The sequence below is a fragment of the Bradyrhizobium sp. CCBAU 53421 genome (assembly GCF_015291625.1).
In the GTDB taxonomy this organism is placed as follows: Bacteria; Pseudomonadota; Alphaproteobacteria; order Rhizobiales; family Xanthobacteraceae; genus Bradyrhizobium.
This window is the reverse complement of the sequence record NZ_CP030047.1, coordinates 3,681,741-3,700,084: the sequence shown is the minus strand read 5'-3', so window position 1 is coordinate 3,700,084 and position 18,344 is coordinate 3,681,741. Positions and strand designations below refer to the sequence as shown.

The following is an 18,344-nucleotide window of genomic DNA, read 5'->3' as shown; positions in this document are numbered from 1 at the left end:
ACGCAAGCGCGCCGTCTATCAAATGCAGATCAGCGTCAATCAACTCATCAACAAGCTTCCGTTCACGAGCAGAACAGCAGCCGCGGTTCGATTTCGTCGGCTTGATCAATCAACATCGACGACCTGACCGGTGGTCATGAAGACAAGCAGTGCTCGCTTGGCCTTGGTCTGCTTCCGATAATCGGCGATCTGCTGCTTGTAGTGGCCGATGCTCGACGCGTCAGGAGCCACGTCGCTCTTCCAATCGACGACCGCCTCGACGGCTCCGGCGTCATCGAACGCGATCGCGTCGGCCTGTCCGGAGAGCAGCACCTCCTCGTTGTTGCCGGTCTCGCTTCCGAACAGTGGGAGCTCGGGGACGAGGCGCGGCCGCAGCTTTGCGACGTCCGGAAGGGCGAGCGTCCGCCGCACCGTGGCGGCCAGCTCGATGGCGCTGATGCCGACCTTCGGGTCCGCCGCCGGCTCTTGCCCGATCTGGCGAACCAGTTCGGCGGCCCGCGCTTCGAGGGGGACCTGGGCGTCACTGGTTTCTCCGGTCAGCACCTCCTCGATCAGCTTATGAAGGATGGTGCCGCGCGTCGAGCTGCCGAGGACGGCGGCCGGCTCCAGGGCAGCGGCTTCCGGAGCCTCCTCGCGTTCGATCTTCGCTTCCGCTTCGTCCACTTGGTCGAGTTCTCTCCGGCTCGGGCGACGCCAGAGCACGGTCTTGCGCGTGTCAAAGATGGCGGTCGCCTCGGCGATGAAGGTCTCGCGGGTCTGGCCGTTCTCCCGGTGTGTGACGTCCCTTTCCTTCGCGGCGCCGACGTCCTTTGGGTTGATCGCCGGAAGACCGGCTACGCCCAAATCGACGAGCTTCGCCCAACACTTGTCCGACAGCTCGACGGAGTGCCTGGGCAGGATCAGCAGATCGCGCGCCCGGGTCGCGGCCACGTACCAGAGGCGTACGCGCTCGCGCCGCTGCTCCTCGTCGGCGCGAGCCTCGATGTCGGCATGGTCCGCCGGACAGATACCGAGGATCGGGATCGAGAACAGGTTCTTCGAGCGGTCCTGGACCAGGCCGGCTTCGGTGTTTGGCGTGCCGGTCATGTTGATCGGAATGACGACCGGCCACTCGAGACCTTTGGCCGCGTGGACGGTGATCAGCGAGACCGCTTCCTGCTCGGCGTCGGGCCGGCCCTCGACCTGGCGGACCGCTTCTTCCCAGTTCGCACGCATGTCGCTCGCGAACGCCCGCAGGCCGCGAACATCGTAGGCTCGCGCCATGTCGAGGAAGAGATCGACGTTGGCGACCGCCCGTTCGGCACCGGCCTTGAACCGCTGCCGGATCTGCGCACGCACGTGGAGCGCCGCGACCGCGTCGGCGAGGAGCGCGTACGGCGTCGTGGTACGCGCCCGCTTGCGCAACGACGACAGCTTCATCAGGACGTCTTTGGCGAGGGCATGGCCCACACTTGCCGGATCGGTCCGGATCGTGAGCATCGGCAGCCCTTGCCGCTCCGGATCGGACGGCAGTGCTTCCGAGATGTCGAGCAGTTCGGTTTCGGAGAGGCCGACCAGCGGTCCACGCAGCAGCGCGCCAAATGCGAGCGTGTCGCGCGGGTCGGCGAGAGTGCGGGTCAGCCCAATCAGATCCTGGATCTCCTGCCGCCGGAAGAAGCCCTTGCCCGCCTGGGTCGAGACCGGGATTGCGAGCTGCTCCAGCGCCTCCTCGAAGCGCCAGAGTTCGGTGCCGACGGGCGCCAACAGGGCGATGTCGCCAAAACGGCACGGTCTTGTCTCGCCGGCGTGTTGGTCTCGGACCCGTAGATTGCCGACCAGCCTGTCGCACAGGTCGGCCACAGCGATCGCTTCGGCGTCGCGGATCGCGGCGGCCCTGGGCTTTTCTCCCTCGACCACGACGTCCAGCGCGCGCACACCTGACTTGCCACCGAGCGCGGGCTGGATCGGCGACAGTTTGGAGAATCCGGGCTGCCCAGCGGCCGACAGGACCGGCTCGAACCGAGTGTTGACGAAATCGACGATCGGCTCAACGGACCGGAAGTTGGCAGTGATCTTGATCTGCGAGCCGGCATCCACCGCCGACCGCGCAGCGATGTAGGCGTTCACGTCGGCACCGCGGAACCGGTAGATCGCCTGTTTAGGGTCGCCAACCATGAATAGGCTACCGGGGCGCAGAGGACGGGCGAGCGCGTCGCCTCCGTCGAAATCATCCCCGCAGATCAGCCACAGGATCTCCGTCTGCAGCGGATCGGTGTCCTGGAATTCGTCGACCATGACGTGCCGGAAACGCTGCGAGAGCGCCCGCCTCACCTCTCCATGGTCGCGCAGCAGGTCGCGCGCGGTGTAGAGCAGGTCGTCGAAGTCCAGCAAGGCCGCGTCCCGCTTGTAGTCGCGCCATTCCTCGAGAAGGCTCCGCGTTTCCTCGCACAGCCGCGACAATAGCTCACCAGCGATGGCTCCCAGCAACGCCTCCAAGGCGTCGTGGCAAGCCTTGTATCGCGGGAGGAGCGCGTCGAATGCCGCCGCTCCGTTGGTCTTCGACTGGCCAGCTTTGGCGGCTGCGTCCTGCCATTTCGTCTTGGTCTGCAGCGCCCTTCGCCCGCCCGCCTGAGTGAAGCAACTGTCGTCGCGCTCGAAGTCGAGCGCGGCGATCAAGGCGGCGTTGGCGGGCACCGTCTCGGCCAGTCCGTGGCAGCCGAGAAAGTCGGCGAGAACGCGCAGCGCCCGACATGCGGCCGCCGTCTTCTCCTCGCGGTAGGCATAGCCGCAAAGGGTCGCTTCGAACTGCTCCACCGCCCGTGCGAAATCCGCCATGGCGCGGGAGGACCACGCGGTCCGCGCGCATTTGGCGTCACGGTTCTTGCGCAGGAACTGCGCCACATCCGCAACGAGCGTCAGTCCGGCAGCCTCGCTCGCGAGGGTGATCTGGGCGATCAGGCCGTCGCCGGCATCCCCGGAAAGTTTCTCCTTCAGCCAAGCCTCGTAGCGCTCCTTGAATGCCAGGTCTGCTTCGGTAGGGTCGACGATGTTCGCCCCGGGATCGATGCCTGCCTCTGCCGGATAGGGTTTGATCAGCGCCTGCGCGAAGCCGTGGATAGTGCTGCACGTGAGCTGGTCGAACGATTGGCAGGCGCGATAGAGATTAGCCTTCTCCGCCTCGGGAACGCCGTTCGGGAAGACCTGGGCCAGGTCGCGAGGCACTTCGCCCATAGACAGCGCCGTCGTGAACTTCTCGATCCGGAGACGGAGTTCGCTGGCGGCGAATTCGGTGAACGTGATCGCCGCGATGTGCTTTGGGGCAACGCCCCGCGCGAACAGCACGGCGACCCGGCCGGCCATCACCGACGTCTTCCCGGATCCGGCGCCGGCTTCGACTAGCAGGGTGCGATCGACGGCGGTCAGCGCGGTTAACCGTGCCTCCAAGTCCGGGATCTTCTTCATGGCTCTTCCCACACCGCTGCGGCCGGGCCCAGCTTGATCACCGCGAGCGGCAGCTTGCGCTGCAGGTATCCTGGATTGGCCGGCAGTGCGAAGGCGTGATCGTTGTAGTCGCCGGCGGCGTCCTCGCCCAGTGGCGCTACGCCGGACAGCATCGCGTCGCGGGAGGCAACCACTGCGGACGACACTTTCGCCAGCGCGCCGTCGAGGTCCGCCAGCGGAAACACCGCCCGGTCTCCTTCTGCGGCGTTCGGATAGAGAAGCGAAGCCTCGATCGTCACGCCGCCGCCGAGCAGCGTCTTGACCGCGAAAGCATAGAGACAGCGCTGCAACTCGGCGCCACCCTTGATGACCACCTCGTTCATCTTCTTGCCAAGCCTCCCCGTCTTGTAATCGATGACGCGGGCGCGCGACCTGTCGCCCGAGAGATCGAGCCGGTCGATCTGTCCCTCGATCAGCAGGCCGGTCCCCGGAATCTCGACAGGCGCGTTGAGTGACCAGGGCAGATCGCGGCCATCGTCCTTGGGGTCGGCCTTTCCGAAGGGTATTTCGCACCAGGTCTTCTGGTTCGGCAGCGGCCCCAGGCCGTATCCCAGCGCAGCGGCCGCTAGCGCATGCCCGCGCGCTGTGGTGCTGTGCCAGATCACGTCCGGCGGCACAGGCTGGGCATCCTCCCATTTGGCAACCGCGCGATCGCGGGCGTCCGCCAGAGCGGCTTCGATGCGTTCCGGGTCGGCGCTGGCGATTCCGCCATCTCCCTCCAATAGCTCGACGGCATCGCGCAGCACGGCGTGCACGAACGTCCCGAACGCGTTGGGGTCGAGGGTCAGGGGCTCGTCGGCGTCCTCCGGAGCCTTCCAGCCGAGACCATAGCGCCAGACGAAGCGGATCGGATCCCGCAGAAGTATCTTCAACGAAGTCGCCGAGAGCGGCCGCTCGAGCAACTTGCTCAGCCGCGCATGCGCCGGCGCGATCAGGCCGTCGTGCGGTGTGATTTCGTTGCGATGCCAGTCGCGCCAGCATGCCAGTCCGGAGACGGCGATCGGCAAGTGCGAGAACTCGGAGGGACGGGCAAGAAGCCGGTCGGCCTCGCTGAAGGCGTGTTCTGGCGTTCCGGCGCGGTCGAGATAGGTCCCAGTGAGATCCGAGATCAGCGGCGAGCGTCCGAGCATGCGGCCCTCGGCGTCGCGCCGGCTGAAGGAAATCTGGACGCTTTGCGCCATCCGCACGATTGTCTTGAGATCCCGCTTGTCGCCATCCGCGACCGGCAACGGGTCCAGCTGCTCGATGGGCAGCACGTGATCCGGAATGAGCCGGTCCTCCGAGATCCGCCGCGGCCATCGGCCCGCGTTCAGTCCCAGCAACCAGACGTGAGAACGCGGCGAAGATGCCAGTGCGAGCGCGGACGTCCAGATCGCGTTGGTGGCCGGCTCGATGCCGTCCTCGATGCGCAAGCTTGCCAACGTGACCGGCAGGGCCTGCGCCGGTCCTTCCCGCAGCGCCCGGCGCCAAAGGGATCGCTGAACTCCGCTCAACAGCGTTTCGCCCGCCAGCTCCGCCGACTCGGTGCCCCGATCCAGCAACCGGATCACTTCCATCACGTCGGCAGTTCGGTTCTTGCCATCCGGCCACTCGGCGTCATCCGCTTGAGTAAGCACCCTCTCCCACCGCTCGGCCGAGGTCAGCGGAGCGTCGACGGGAAGAACCCGTGTCCACTCTCCCGGCAGGTCGCGCAGCGGTCCGCCCTGGGTCAGTGGCAGCAGGCGCCGCACCCGTTCCTGGGACAGTCCCTTGACCAGTACCTCCGCCAGGGCCGCGACCGCCTGCCCGTCACGGGTGGTCAGCGCCTTCACGCCATGCACGAAGTGGATCTGAAGATTGGCATCTCGCGCCGTTGAGAACATGTGGTCGTCGTAGTCGCCGGGGCTGGACGCCGCGATGGCGATGTCCGACGCCGACACCCCCTTCACCAGCAAGGCTCTCATCCAACGGAAAGCCTCGCCGACCTCATGGACCTGATTTGCGCAGGAGAACACCTCGACCGGCGGTTCAGCCGGCGGCAACGCCATCACCTCGACTTTCGAGGCCTTAAGCCAATCCGGTACATGCCTTGGGCCGGCAATCCACGACACCGGGATAATTCCAGCGAGCGCGATCAGGAGCGGCCGCCAGCACGGTGACATCTCGCTGTGGCCCTGGATTTCCAGAGGACCGATCACGGCCGGCGCATGTCCGATCCGCCGCAGCGCCATCTCGACCAGATCGCCCGGCCGCTTCATCGATGCCGGCAAGCGCTGGACGACCGCCTGCTCGAGCGCCGCCAATGCGTCGGTCCGCGGATGGCCAACCACCGATAGATCAACTCCGGCGCGCCATGCTTTGTCGAAGGTGGCGGTGACCGCCGCCGGCATTCCGGGCAGCTCTTTGATGGGCTCGAGTTCACCCATCTCGACGTCCGGGAGCGTGTCACTGACGGTTTCCGTGAGGACGTGGAGATCAACCGGTTGAAGAAGGCCACCGGCAAGCCTCGCGGCAAGCTGGCCCATGGTCACGACCTGTACGCCAGCTTCGTTGCGGCGGGCGGCGTCTACACGAACCATGTGACCGGCGAGGATCGTATGGACGACCACCGTTCTACGCAATTGCATTTACGGACGAAATGCCCCCGCCTTTGGTGCGCCTTCGTTTGACCGTCGTTTTCGGCGCATCCGCATTACTTCAAAGCGAGGACTCGTCTCACGGACGGACCCGCTCAGCAACCGCGACCGCTCGATAAGTAGCAAGTTTCCACGACTATCAAAGGCTGGACAGTACGATCGCCGGCGCTGCTGCTCGGAACCTAAAAATCATTCTGCGGGTGGTTTCCGCCGCTTCTGGTGAATTCCAATCTTAGGGAACGTCCTGCGCTCGCCATCTAAAAAGCCAAGGCAAGTGACAGGGCGCTTCTGTACGAAACGGTCCAATCTGTAACCGAGACAGCACGCTAGCTGATGAGGAGATCGTTCGTTCACTGTGCACGGTGCGAGCCGGCGCAGATGTTACAATTTGCCACTAATCTCTGCATGAAAGGCTCGCCTATTTCTTCATGGTCGTCATCGACGCGCGACCTGTGTTCACGGAGACGCCCATGACAGATGTCATTAGCGCAACGAGGCCAACCTCGCTGCTAGGCGCATGCGCGCTTGGATTGACGTTGTGGATTGTCCTGTTGGCCCCCGCTCTCGCGCAGGGATTGCCCTCCGCCGAGGGCGACTAAAGGAGTTGGCATCACGCTGCCGGCCGTGCCGCCTCCCGTCGCCAACTATGTCGACGCGGTCCGCGTGGGAAACCTCTTGTTCCTCTCAGGAAATACTCCGGCCCCCGGTCGGAAGTACAAGGGAAAGGTTGGCAGAGATCTCACGGTACAGGAGGGCCATGACACGGCGCGACAGGTCGGATTGATCATGCTGGCAAATGTGCGCGCCGCGCTCGGTAGCCTAGATCGGGTGAAGCGCGTGGTCAAAGTCTTCGGCATGGTCAACTCGGCCGACGGTTTTGGTAAGCAACCGAAGGTCGTCAACGGCTTCTCCGATTTGATGGTGGAGGTCTTCGGCGAAGCGAACGGCAAGCACGCTCGACCCGCCGTCGGCATGGCGGGCCTTCCGTCCAACAACGCGGTGGAGGTTGGCGTCGCCGATGGCGACGACGATGTTACCCATCTTGGCGCCATCATGGACGGGATCGGCCGGGATCATCTTCTCGCCGCACTCTCGCAGCCCGGGCTCGACTCCCGGCGTCCGCGCCAATCTCGGTATGCGAAATTGTGCAAACTCGCAACTTGCCCGGGATAGCTCAGCGGCACTCTCCCGACTACCGTAATCTTCTGCCCGCGAATTTGGTCGGTCTGGCATGGATTCTAACCTGCATAGGCGACGGGTTACAGCCGTCTGGGTTTTCCAATTCCCCACAGACCCCAGTGTTTTATTCTTTCGCCAGCGACGGTATGGTTCTCAGATGGCAAAGGATGAAAACGACGCACTTGAGCGCCTCGCGGCCACTGCTTTGGCGCAGGCGGCGGAGACAATCGTAGACATCTTCGAGACCGCGGAGGAAGATGGAGCGGCCAAACTACTGCTGGTTGGGCTCACGCTAGTCGTGAAGTTCGGCTTACGAGAACACGACCGTGTTGTGGTGATCGGACCTGATCAGCGTCCCCCGGATGACATCTCCGAAAGCACTTCGCTCTACTTGACCAAGCCAATCACCGCAGATGACCATGTCAACCTCGCCGTTTGGGCCTATGACCATAGCGGACGGCTACTAGGTAAAGTCGGCTGGCGCCGTGCGTCCGTCGAAATTTATCCCGGCGCCCCCGAAATCGTTACCGGCATTTTTGGCGGCCGCGGCCGCGGTCCGAGAGACGTCCAAGTCCTTCGTTTCACGATGGCCGAATTGCGGAGCGACCCATGGGTCACGGCAGGCAAGATCCTGGACTGGGCCTCGTGGAGCTTCGGCTGAAGTTTTTGGTTGCGGGGGCACGCAATACCCGATCCCGGCGAAATGGAACGTCAGTTCCGGGGATCGGAGTTGCGCGAGGGGTGGTTGCCGTGGCCCCCAACACCCGCTTCTTGCGATTGGCCGAACGGTCAATTCCGCGATTGGCAGCGTAGGTCATCCGCGGTCTCCGAAGTGTTGCTTATATCAGCGCGGAGCACTCGCCGCCAAATTGCTTCGTAGGTCCCGTGTTCGTTCGATATTTGCGAGCTGCGCCATTAGGCTTTGAGCTTCGGTAGCAGCTTGCTCCTCCGTCATTTGCCCCTGGTCTTGCTTTTTCGCAATTGCCTCCCGCCTCGAATTCATCATTTCGATTAGGTCCATATATCGGTAGTGCGCGGCAGAGAATATTTGCGTCACCCTCGGGTTTGAACATTGGACGGAATCCAATCGCGTTTTGATCTCGCCGCGCAAGCGCCGATCGCGGCACTCTGCCATGACGGTACTTGCCGCTTGCATTGCAGTCTGAAAATCGGTCGGCTGGACGGGCTTTGTGACTGCTACCGGCTGGGTCGGCTGCTGTGGTACCGAATTCTTGGCGGTCCTCGATAGCTGGAGCAGCAGTGCTACGCACTTGCCCGGAGTAAGGGAGCCGTACTTCGCAGCTAGAGCCAGATCTAGGACGGCGTCCGGCAAGACTGCTGCCACTGAGTCTTGCTTGCGCTGGACTTCCCTAAGCATCCCGCAGGGCGATACGGTGCCAAAGACCAAAAGTACTCCGCCAATGATGATTGCGACCAAGCACCCAACCACAAATTTCATGCCGGCCCCTCGAACGGTAAAAGACACGCCTATAACCTTACAGTAGCGAACCGTCGAGAGCCAGTCTTGTTGGTTGTCCCGGACATTGCCAGGTTCGAGGCACCGCCTGTATGCTGCTATTGGTTGCAAGGGTGCTGGGATGCGGATGAATCTCGTCTTTCTAGTGGGGATGTTTTGCGGAGTCTCGACCTTGGCGCACGGGCAGAGCAATGCCGAGCGCTACATGCTGCAGGAGCGCTGTGGGAAGCGAGCCGCTGAGGTCTTTGCGAAGGAGTATTCGTCGCCGTCCCACATGACAGAGGACGGCGAGCGCCAGACGTCCAACTATCGGAACCACTACAGCGAAAAGCTCAACAAGTGCTTCTTTCTCGAAATCTCCCTCTTCACCAAGACGGGTAAGGTATCGAACCTGTTGAGGTTGTACGACCTCAACGAAAACAAGGAGTATGCCAGCTATTGGGACACTAGCGACATGTCGTTCATCGACTGTGTCGTTGGTGAGACCCGCTGCAAGAGCCAAGAGGAATGGTACAAGCTCGCGAAGCCGTACCTGGAAGATTGAACTCGCTGAGGGAGGAATGGTGGCTCGCACAGAAATTGACGACCTGGCCGATCAAGTACCGGCGCACCGGCGGGCGGAGTTCGTCGACGCTGCCTGGTCGGCGACCGTCCTCACATGGGGTGAAATCCCACCGAATGCCAGAGACCGTATCTGCCGGCGCATAGCGATGCTGATGGGATTGAGGTACCCGAGCGCGAAGCGCTCGCTAGGTTGATTAGGGGCTTGAGAAGCGACATGACCGGCCTCGGAAGGTTTCTTTTGGATCGTTGCGGCGATAATGGCAGTCGCGTTGATCAGGTCGCGGGACCGCGCCAAGGTTCGCGCGATCGCCGCGGCCAAAGAAGCGGAGGAGACCCGGGAGTCTGAAGCGAGACGCGCCCGCGAGGATGCGGAGATGTGCAAGCTGCTGGAATTGGGAACCTTCGCATACGAACACCTGCATGACGGACCGTTGCAACAGATGGCGGTGAATTTCACCGGCGATCGCGGCAGTGTTTCGACGACAGCTTGTGGATCAGCCTGTTCAACGCGCGCCGTCCAAAGATGGATGCTGATGGCCAGGTCGATATCTTCGCACCAGAGCACACGAAGGTTATCAAGACCACGGCGCCGGAACTGGCTGACGGCGATCTGCTCGCGGTCTATCTGCAGGCAATACACGCCCCTCCGATCCTTGGGACGCCCGACGTCGACAAGCTGATGAACCTTTGGCGGCGCGGCTACAGCCAAAGCGAATTGACACAAATCCGCGCCATCGCGGAAGAGATCAAGCGCCGGACCGCTCGTATCGAAAGTCAGCGCGCCCTCGGCACCGCCCCGGCCGCCCTATGATTAGGATAGCGCGAAGCTCTCGCCGGCCGTGATCAATCTGAGGCGCCGCCGGCCGGGTCAGCTCTCAGATCAGTGCGAAGCCATCGCTACCCTCGCCCGCCGGCCGCTCACGAGAGATCGAGGTTGTCGAAGTCTTCGTCTGGGATTTTTTCAGATCTTCGATGCAGCCGGGTTGCCGCGACTTCCAGCTCCTCGTCCAGCTCGACGTAGGTTTCGGCCGTCTCGGCGTTGGCCAGATACTCCTCAATCAGGCGCCACAGCGCGACCCTGAACTCGTATTTGCTGAAGGCCATCCGCGTCACTCCGTGCCTGACCTAGTTCCATCAGCGCGAAGCGCTCGCTACCCATGAAAATGCCCGCTCCTGGTGTGGCCAAGATCGGACTGGTTGCGTCGCGGGCGAACGCGACAAACCCTCCCCCGGGGGCGCCGTGTGCAAATTCCACCAAGCGAGGCAAACGGTCAAGCCGGAGAACTGCTGGGCGCGTCCGCGCGGACCAGGATGGCGGCGGATCGGCCAATGGTGCGTGCGCCATCTGCTCTCTTTGCACATCGCTGAGCCGAGCTGAAGGGGCTATGATCCACCGCTAGTGACAGCATCGCCTCCTAAAGCTCCTCAAAACCACATGATGCAGTACGCCGCGAGCCCCTGTCATCGGTGACATGCTGGGTCAGGTCGTTATTTCCACAGCGATAGTACCGTATCGAGCGTGAGATAGGCATCGGGAGGGTTCTCGCCGGGCCGCCACGTTGCAGAAAGGCTGTGGGCAATCGAGGTCCTGACGAAATGCTCGTCTTCACGGAGCTCGCCCGTTGTTGCCTCTTTCTCCGCGCTCAAGCAGAGTCCCATTTGTCAAATCGGACAAGAAACAGGCGCGCTGCGAGAAGTACGGTATGCAGCCGGAATGTACAGTCATCGGCGTCGGAAAGGCCGGGGTGCGAGCCGTGCGGATGCAAGCGTTTTATGAGGCCGTTGAGGTAACCTTGGCCATTGTCGCTCCATTCGTTCAGGTCACGGCTCAGGAATCCGAGGGCCGCAAGTCGGGCCCGGCGCTGATTTCCCGAGCCCAAGGCAGCGGCAGAGGGATCTAGCCGTTCGGCTATTTCGTCCAGAAGTCCGTCGAGGAAGCTCCGTATCTGCGCATTCGCTGCGGCCCAATTTCCGCTTGTGTGGGCACTGAAGGCTTGATCGAGGTGGCCTTGCGCAACCGTAAAGCGGTGCTTCAGAAGTAGCGCGGAAAGTTCGTCTTGGGCCTCGGGCAGTGCGATGGAGCGCGGAAGCGCCGTACGTAATTTCCCGTCGGCTACAACGAAGCCATCGATCTCAAGTCGGTGCAGAAAATCGCGGTGATCCTCGCGTAGTTCTTCTTCTTCACCCGACCATAATCGTCGGCGCTCCGCGGGCAACAACGACACTGCCTTTTCGACCAGAACGTCGTCCAGGCTCTCCCCGTCTTCAACCAAGCGATCCGGATTCTGATCGTATACGCCCATAAGCTCGTTGAGCCGCTTAGCAAGACTTAGTGGCTCCGGCGAGATCATCTTCGGCCAGTCGGGTCCTAATTCGAAGAGGAAACGGGTGAATTCGGCGTGCGTGAGCCGATTCAGAACTTGAACGGCAGCGAACACTGTACGGCGCGAAAATCGCTTCGGCCCGGCCTCGGGCACAGGCCCAAAGTAGCGTTCCACCAAATGATTAGCGTGGCGCTCCAGATACCGGCGCGCCTCTTCCTTCGAGACCGGCCGGTACGTGTCTACCACGCCGTCATGATCGGCAGCGACCTCAAAGAACGCCCCCTGACGCGTCCGATAGAGCGACCACCAAGCCTGTGACATTTCGTGCTGGTGATCTGACCTGGTCAGACACTCCGCCGTGTCGGTGTCGTAAGCTATGCCGCCAATGATTTTTTTCAAGGCAATACCGTGTCCTGCAAAGGATGAGACTATACCATGCCACGGGCACGAAGGCAGGCGCGTGAAGATGATTCTCTACGAAGAATCCCCACCGGTCAGAACACCTCGATAGTTCAATCGTAAACGGTACGAGAGGGCCACGGACTTGGTGCGAACGGCCTACGCACCGCGCTTGAAGCGTATAGGCATCCAGAACTGGCGCAAGGCCTCGACGGTTGCTGGAATGTCGCGCCAGGCGTTTTGGACCATGGGCTGCGTTCCCAGCGTGTGCCGGGCCGGAGGTAGCAAGGGCCGCCCGGCGTCGTCGATGCAATGGACCAAGATTGGCCGCAGCATAAGGTGTTCGGTTCCGTTCGGGGAGAGAAGCCGCGACCAGACGAGAAGCCGAAGCTTCATAACGGCGTAGAAGCCCATGCACCAGGGCTGCGGGTCGACTTCGCCGTCCGGTGATCGCACGAACAGCGGCTCGAAGCTCTCCGGTCTCGTCGACAGCGTCTCGCCGATTGCGTTGTGGCGCATCAGCGTGGCGGCGATCGCCGAGAACTCCTCGGTGTCGTGATTGAAGGCGTCGGGATCTACGCCGAGGAGCGGACACACCCATTCCTCGGACGCCATCGAGACCGGCCCGGCGACGACCGCGGCCACCGCGCCGTCGAGCATGGAGAGCGACGTCGCCCGCGGATGCCGAAGCGTCGCCGACCTGGCGCGCTCGCTGATCCATCGCCCGAGCCGTTCGAACGACATGGCATAGTCCGCCATCGTCGTCTTGTGTGCTTTTCGCGTTCCCCGCCGTTGCTTCGGCTTCGTCATGCCGCGGCTCGCTTTTCGGCTTCGCGTGCGGCCTTCCAGTTCCAGGCCAGAAGTTCGTGAAGCTGGTTGGTCTTCGTGGCGCCGCTCACCATGCGATCGAGAACGTCGACGAGATACGCCTCGGGGTCGAGGCCATTCAATTTCGCCGTGTTAAGAAGCGAAGCGAGTATCGCCCAGGTCTCGCCTCCGCCTTCGTCACCACTGAACAACGAGTTCTTTTTTCCGATCGCAATTGGCCTGATTGATCGCTCGACCGTGTTGGTGTCCGGCTCGAGCCGCCCGTCATCCAGGAATGCCGTCACGCCCTGCCAGCGTTCGAGCATGTAGTCGATCGCCTTGATGAGCGTCGAGCGGCGGGAGATCCCGTCCTTCACCGCGATCAGACGGGCCCTCAACGCCTCCATCAGCGGCTTCGTCTCGGCCTGTCGCGTTGCGCGGCGTTCCCCGGCGTCGAGACCGCGGATCCTCTCTTCGATCGCGTAGACGGCCGCAACGCGCTCGATAACCTCCGCGGCGAAGGGTGAGTTCGTCGTCTTGTGCACCCTCACGAAGTTGCGGCGCGCGTGAACGAGACAATACGCCAGCTGGATCTGGCCCGACATCTTTGCATCGCCGGCCAGCGAGGCGTAGGCGGCATAGCCGTCGACTTGCAGCACGCCTTCGAAGCCGGCCAACCGCGCCACGATCTCCTTCTTGCCGCGACCGCCTGCGAACACGTAGGCGACCGCCGGCGGCGCCGGCCCCTTCCACGCCCGATCGTCCGTCGCGTGCGCCCAGAACTGGCAGATCCTCGTGCGGCCGCGTCCCGGATCGAGAACTGGCATTGGCGTCTCGTCGCAAAACAGCCGCTCGAAGCCATGCATGGTCTTCAGTTGCAGATCGTAGAGGCCCCTGACCAGCCACGCCGCGCTCCCCATCCAGCGCGCCAGCGTCTGACGGTCGACGACGACACCCTGGCCCGCCAGGATCTGCCTCTGGCGGTAGAGCGTCGATTGCCAGGCATATTTAGCCGCGGCGATATGCGCGATCAGCGCCGTCGTCGCCATGCCGCCCTCGACGAGCCGCGCCGGTGCCGGGGCCTGGACAATCGGGCCCTCACAGGAGCGGCAGGCGTATTTTGGACGGATCGTGCGGAGCACACGCAGCCACGCGGGAACCCGATCGAGCGCTTCGCTGCTCTCCTCGCCGATCCGATGCATCTGACCCGTGCAGCACGGGCACAGCGTGGACGCCGGCTCGATCACCCGCTCGACCCGGGGCAGATGCGCCGGCAGCGCGCCGATGTTGCGCCTCGCTTTGCGCCGCTTCGGTCTCGGCGCGTCCGGTTTGTCGTCATTGGCCGGAGGCTGCGCGCCCGCGGTCCGTTCCAGATCGAGCGCGATCTGTTCAGCGCAGACGATTGCCGAGCGCTCCGACCGCGCGCCGAAGATCAGGCTCTTCAACGTCGCGATCTCTGCGCGCAGATCGTCGTTCTCGCCTTCGAAAGCCAGCACCATCTCGGCGAGAGCCGCAGGGTCAGAGGGGAGATCTTCAAAGCGAAGCGCCATATCGCAGAGCTACACGAACACACTCGCAATCGCCAGCAAAACAAGACGATTCAGGCAACTTTCGTCGGCCGCTTCGTCACCTTCGGGACCACACGCGACCACTCCGCAAGACCTTCAATCAGCATCGCCAGTTGCGCCCCCGTCACCGGCATCGTACCCTCGCGAACAGGTGGCCAGGCGAAGCCCCCATTCTCGAGCCACTTCGTCGCTAGAACCATTCCCGAGCCGTCAAAAACCAGTAGCTTCAAACGATCCGATCGCTTCGATCGGAAGCCATAAACGTCGCCGCTGTAGGGCTTGCCGCCTAATCCCTCCGCTATCAGCGCGACCAGACCATGAACGCCTTTGCGAAAGTCAATCGGCTGCGTCGCGACAAACACACGGACCATTGGACCAAACGAGATCATCGCGTCGACCTCACCGCCGCCAGCACGCGCTCCAGCGTCGCGGCGTCGACGCCGACAGGCACGCGCACCGTCGCACCGGCGATCATCACCTCGATCCGCTCCGCCGGACTCACCGGAACATGCGCCTTATCGATCGCGTTCGGCTGCGCCTCGACGGCGGCGTCGAGCCTGACTTGCACGAACTGCGGCGCTTCGCTCGACGCGAGCCGCGCCTGGCGCCGCCACACACTGAGCAGTCCCCGGTTGACTCCGTTGCGTCGAGCCACCTCGGAAATGCTCGTCTCCGGATCGGCGCTCTCGGCCACGATCCGCGCCTTCTCCGCATCGCTCCAACTGCGCCGTCGCCTCTCCCGCGTGATCACCTCGATCCGCTGATAGGAGGCGGCATCATGCCTGTCTTGATGTCTGTCTTGATGCATGGAATGAGCGTCCCTCGCGTTGTCAAATCCACGCGCGAGTCTCGCTCATCCCGTCCACCTAAACGAGGTGGGGGCGTCGTACCGCTATCGTTCAATCTGGTCAACGGACCTGCAGAACGACAAATGCGATAGCGTAAGGATCAAGGAGGAGCCTTGTCGTCAGGGTGCGAGGGGCGTTCTCCAGCCAGTCGGGATCGCCGGCGGCGGCAGAAGCACAGTGCTGTCCAGCACGATCGCCCGCCCTTCGCCGGCAGGATAACTTCGACGTATGGTGCGAGCAGTTCGCCGCGGCAGCCAGCAACCTGTCTCCGGCTTTAATGGCACGCTCTGACTCCCGCTGACGCATCGATCCTGCACCTTGGCTTTCTTGCAGCCCGACATAGCGACATAGCCAGCGGTAAGCGTGGTAGAGTGGAAAGACACGCTTGGACGAGGTCATTGTCGTAGCCGGCAGAATGGGTTCCTTGAACCCAATTGCGTACGGGTGGACGACTCGGCCAGTCCGCGTCCGCATATGCCAGACCGAAGAGACTATAGGTCGCGCCGGTCACCACGAAATCGAAGGCGCGACCGGCCGCGGCAGACGTCACCACGATCGTGAATGCAGCTCCGAAGAGCTCGCGCTGGCGCGATGTGGGGCTCGACCGACTGCTCTCCTTTCGGCGTGGGCCGGGGTATTCTGCTGATATTGGAAAGTGTCGCGGGTGCAGTCTATCGGGGTGTCACTTTCCGCGTGGTACATGATGCCGATTGGCCGACGCGCATGAGCTTGTGTCTATTGGCGGCATGACAACTGCATCCATCGCAACGTCAAATCAACTACATCCGAAAACATCGCTCCCAATTCCGGTTCGACAGCTACGGCCAGATGATCGGTGTCGTCCGCGGTCGCTGCTTCAGTGGTTGCGCATCCGAGCTCATCAAATGGCGAAATCGATTCAGGGCCAACACGTGGCGTGCTGTCGTGTTGTTTTGCGCTGGGACTTGGGCAATCCTCATTTATGCAGCCCTCCGAGTGCTGGATATTGTTCGCATTGACTATGCGAACTGGGTCGACAAATCCCCCTGAAACTTGAATTGACCCAAATGATCAAGACGGCTGCTCATATCCATCCAGATTTCACCACCAATATCCGTCCAACGCTTACAAAAGGCAAAGTCTTCGGAGAGGTATTCGCCCGTGTCCTTCTCGATTATCGGATCGAACAGCGCGAACCGATTTGCCTTTTCTACATCGTGGCCATCTGGCCTCAGGTTGTGCGTTACCTTGTATTGCAGCTGTGGATAGGCAGTGCACATTTTTTCTATCATTGCGCGGCGCAGGAGCAAAAACCCTGTTCCAGCGAAACGCACACGTGCAAAGCCCTTCCGTTGAGATGAAACTGCGCCACGATCGTGCCAAGCAACGACATACTCCAACGAGGCCGATTCTAGCTTTGATCGATTCGACGCGACAGCTCTGTGCAGTTTTTGGAAGTCGAGCACCTTTGCGGGGTACGCAGCTGCAGCTACGTCAACATTCAGATCCAAAAGCCGGAACGCTTGCTCCGGTTCAAAGCCGATATCGGCATCAATGAATAGTGCATGCGTCGCTTCCGGGATGTCGAGGAAGGTCCTGATCATCTCGGCCCTTGCTCGCGTGATCAGCGCATCCCCCCCTACCATTTTCCATCTAAACTCGATGCCTCGAGCCTGGCAAGCCAAATGCAATTTGAATACGGACCCGGCATAGAGACTTGTTACCTGTCCGCCAAAGCAAGGTGTCAGCACAACGATACGAGTTGCTCCAAGCGCTTCCATGTCACCTCCCAAAAATAACCAGTCAAGCGCGACATCGACGCGCAATCAAGGAGCGCCGAACGACGCGACCTTTCAGAGATATTCGACCTCGCTTCCACCGCAATTACATCAGCCTACCGTACGGGATCGCAAGCAGGAAAGCGATCGCGCGATGGTGAGCGCGCTTTGGCTAAGCATGTCGAAGACGCTCTGCTGCAGCTCCAAATATCTCGATGCCGCAACTATGAGGAAGACCTGCAATGAGGCACCAGTTAGGTGGAGATCGGTTATTGCGCCTACCACCACCATGCGCTGACTCGTCCCAGTCTACAGGGCGGGACCGCAGAGGATTTCCCCCTGCGAACACCATGTCCGATGGTCCTCCGCACCGCAAGCTCTTAGGACTACTCCGGACGCGGCAATGCATGCCAAAATCGACGCTAGTCTGGTGACACCAGGGCGGAAGTCTCGACGTGGTTCATAGGTTAACCGGTCCAACCAGCCCAACTGTTCAGATCACGCGATCAGCCGCGAATGCATGTATTTGAGAATGCCCCTATGAAAGTTGCGCGCGTAGCCGCCGACCAGCGCATAGTCGCGCAGCAGCAAATCGGCCTCTCGCCGGTTCCGTTCGGAGTGGTATTCCAGCAGAACGACGTCGTAGTCGATCGATCTCAGCCCCGACAGAATTTCAATTTCGCACCCTTCGGTGTCGATTTTCAGGATCTGTGCCGGCGGCATGACCTCCGGCGGCCTTGTGACCACTGTGACTGAGCTTCCCGCCTGTTCTCCCAGGTCGAAGAAACTCGCCTCGCCGCAATTGTTCTTGCCCAGAAACATTCGAGTGTGCGTTGGGTCGCCAACGGCGAAGTTGTGAACATGGATGCCACTCGAGACCCGAGAATCTCTAAGAGTGCCAACATTTGGTTCCAGCATCGCGAAATTGTCCGGCAATGGTTCGTAGCAATAGATCTCGCAGCCGGGCCAACGCTTGACCGCCCAAATAGCGAAGCCGCCGACATTCGCGCCGACGTCGAGAATGATCGGACGGGGATGATTGTAAGCGACGTCATACTCACCGCGCTGGATTAGCTCCAAGTGCGGGATCATCGATGGCGGACACTGGATACCGATCTTCATTCTGGCTATTGAATTACCTTGAATCGGTCTTGGCAATCCACCCGCCGTAGCGCGACCACCGCCGGGACGGGCTTCAAGCCCCGCAATAGGGCCGTAACTTGCCTGCCTGCTTTCACCCTCGTCTTGTTTCCATGCGGGGTCCGAACGCGGACCAGGGAGAAGAGGTTCTTGATGTGGTTGTCGGCGCAGGAACCGGCTAACCCC

General features: G+C 61.9%; 14 protein-coding genes. 4 read left to right on the top strand and 10 right to left on the bottom strand.

Annotated elements, in window-relative coordinates; genetic code table 11:
• Positions 1-105: 105 nt before the first annotated feature.
• Entirely contained in the window at positions 106-3,441 is a 3,336-nt protein-coding gene (locus XH92_RS17380) for an exodeoxyribonuclease V subunit beta (RefSeq protein ID WP_194460292.1), read from the bottom strand.
• On the bottom strand, positions 3,438-6,086 hold the full coding sequence (locus tag XH92_RS17375; RefSeq protein WP_194460291.1) for a PD-(D/E)XK nuclease family protein: 2,649 nt from the start codon (positions 6,084-6,086) through the stop codon (positions 3,438-3,440). Before XH92_RS17375 ends, XH92_RS17380 begins: the two co-directional genes overlap by 4 nt.
• A gap of 633 nt (positions 6,087-6,719) precedes the next feature.
• Here XH92_RS17375 and XH92_RS17370 point away from each other — a divergent pair.
• From XH92_RS17370 to XH92_RS17355, 4 genes are all read left to right on the top strand, one after another.
• Entirely contained in the window at positions 6,720-7,268 is a 549-nt protein-coding gene (locus XH92_RS17370) for a RidA family protein (protein WP_371818046.1), read from the top strand.
• A gap of 163 nt (positions 7,269-7,431) precedes the next feature.
• Positions 7,432-7,935: a hypothetical protein gene (locus XH92_RS17365; RefSeq protein ID WP_194460289.1), complete on the top strand. Its 504-nt coding sequence runs from the start codon at positions 7,432-7,434 to the stop codon at positions 7,933-7,935.
• A 937-nt stretch (positions 7,936-8,872) separates the two neighbouring features.
• Positions 8,873-9,295 (top strand): hypothetical protein, encoded by a 423-nt coding sequence (locus XH92_RS17360; protein ID WP_194460288.1) that lies wholly within the window; start codon positions 8,873-8,875, stop codon positions 9,293-9,295.
• Between the two features lie 507 nt (positions 9,296-9,802).
• Complete coding sequence (locus tag XH92_RS17355; protein WP_194460287.1) at positions 9,803-10,126, top strand: hypothetical protein; 324 nt, start codon at positions 9,803-9,805, stop codon at positions 10,124-10,126.
• Between the two features lie 107 nt (positions 10,127-10,233).
• Here XH92_RS17355 and XH92_RS17350 read toward each other — a convergent pair whose 3' ends face one another.
• From XH92_RS17350 to XH92_RS17315, 8 genes are all read right to left on the bottom strand, one after another.
• On the bottom strand, positions 10,234-10,419 hold the full coding sequence (locus XH92_RS17350) for a hypothetical protein (protein ID WP_194460286.1): 186 nt from the start codon (positions 10,417-10,419) through the stop codon (positions 10,234-10,236).
• Positions 10,420-10,958: 539 nt separating this feature from the next.
• Positions 10,959-12,038, bottom strand: coding sequence for a hypothetical protein (locus XH92_RS17345; RefSeq protein ID WP_194460285.1), 1,080 nt, complete (start codon positions 12,036-12,038; stop codon positions 10,959-10,961).
• 159 nt (positions 12,039-12,197) lie between these two features.
• Positions 12,198-12,848, bottom strand: coding sequence for a UPF0149 family protein (locus XH92_RS17340; protein WP_246788465.1), 651 nt, complete (start codon positions 12,846-12,848; stop codon positions 12,198-12,200).
• On the bottom strand, positions 12,845-14,395 hold the full coding sequence (locus tag XH92_RS17335; protein ID WP_194460284.1) for an IS66 family transposase: 1,551 nt from the start codon (positions 14,393-14,395) through the stop codon (positions 12,845-12,847). Before XH92_RS17335 ends, XH92_RS17340 begins: the two co-directional genes overlap by 4 nt.
• Positions 14,396-14,445: 50 nt before the next feature.
• A complete protein-coding gene (gene tnpB, locus XH92_RS17330) occupies positions 14,446-14,802 on the bottom strand; it encodes an IS66 family insertion sequence element accessory protein TnpB (RefSeq protein WP_194460283.1) in 357 nt (118 codons plus the stop codon).
• Positions 14,799-15,107: a transposase gene (locus XH92_RS43890; RefSeq protein ID WP_371818045.1), complete on the bottom strand. Its 309-nt coding sequence runs from the start codon at positions 15,105-15,107 to the stop codon at positions 14,799-14,801. Before XH92_RS43890 ends, tnpB begins: the two co-directional genes overlap by 4 nt.
• 1,152 nt (positions 15,108-16,259) lie before the next feature.
• On the bottom strand, positions 16,260-17,021 hold the full coding sequence (locus XH92_RS17320) for a hypothetical protein (RefSeq protein ID WP_194460281.1): 762 nt from the start codon (positions 17,019-17,021) through the stop codon (positions 16,260-16,262).
• Positions 17,022-17,516: 495 nt separating this feature from the next.
• Positions 17,517-18,140: an FkbM family methyltransferase gene (locus XH92_RS17315; protein WP_194460280.1), complete on the bottom strand. Its 624-nt coding sequence runs from the start codon at positions 18,138-18,140 to the stop codon at positions 17,517-17,519.
• Positions 18,141-18,344 lie beyond the last annotated feature (204 nt).

What these genes read in the sequence shown, in the direction of transcription:
- XH92_RS17340 (WP_246788465.1), bottom strand. Translation starts at nt 12,848, where the DNA reads ATGACGAAGCCGAAGCAACGGCGGGGAACGCGAAAAGCACACAAGACG.
- XH92_RS17315 (WP_194460280.1), bottom strand. Translation starts at nt 18,140, where the DNA reads ATGAAGATCGGTATCCAGTGTCCGCCATCGATGATCCCGCACTTGGAG.
- XH92_RS17335 (WP_194460284.1), bottom strand. Translation starts at nt 14,395, where the DNA reads ATGGCGCTTCGCTTTGAAGATCTCCCCTCTGACCCTGCGGCTCTCGCC.
- XH92_RS17320 (WP_194460281.1), bottom strand. Translation starts at nt 17,021, where the DNA reads ATGGAAGCGCTTGGAGCAACTCGTATCGTTGTGCTGACACCTTGCTTT.
- XH92_RS17350 (WP_194460286.1), bottom strand. Translation starts at nt 10,419, where the DNA reads ATGGCCTTCAGCAAATACGAGTTCAGGGTCGCGCTGTGGCGCCTGATT.
- XH92_RS17380 (WP_194460292.1), bottom strand. Translation starts at nt 3,441, where the DNA reads ATGAAGAAGATCCCGGACTTGGAGGCACGGTTAACCGCGCTGACCGCC.
- XH92_RS17375 (WP_194460291.1), bottom strand. Translation starts at nt 6,086, where the DNA reads ATGCAATTGCGTAGAACGGTGGTCGTCCATACGATCCTCGCCGGTCAC.
- tnpB (WP_194460283.1), bottom strand. Translation starts at nt 14,802, where the DNA reads ATGATCTCGTTTGGTCCAATGGTCCGTGTGTTTGTCGCGACGCAGCCG.
- XH92_RS17365 (WP_194460289.1), top strand. Translation starts at nt 7,432, where the DNA reads ATGGCAAAGGATGAAAACGACGCACTTGAGCGCCTCGCGGCCACTGCT.
- XH92_RS17360 (WP_194460288.1), top strand. Translation starts at nt 8,873, where the DNA reads ATGCGGATGAATCTCGTCTTTCTAGTGGGGATGTTTTGCGGAGTCTCG.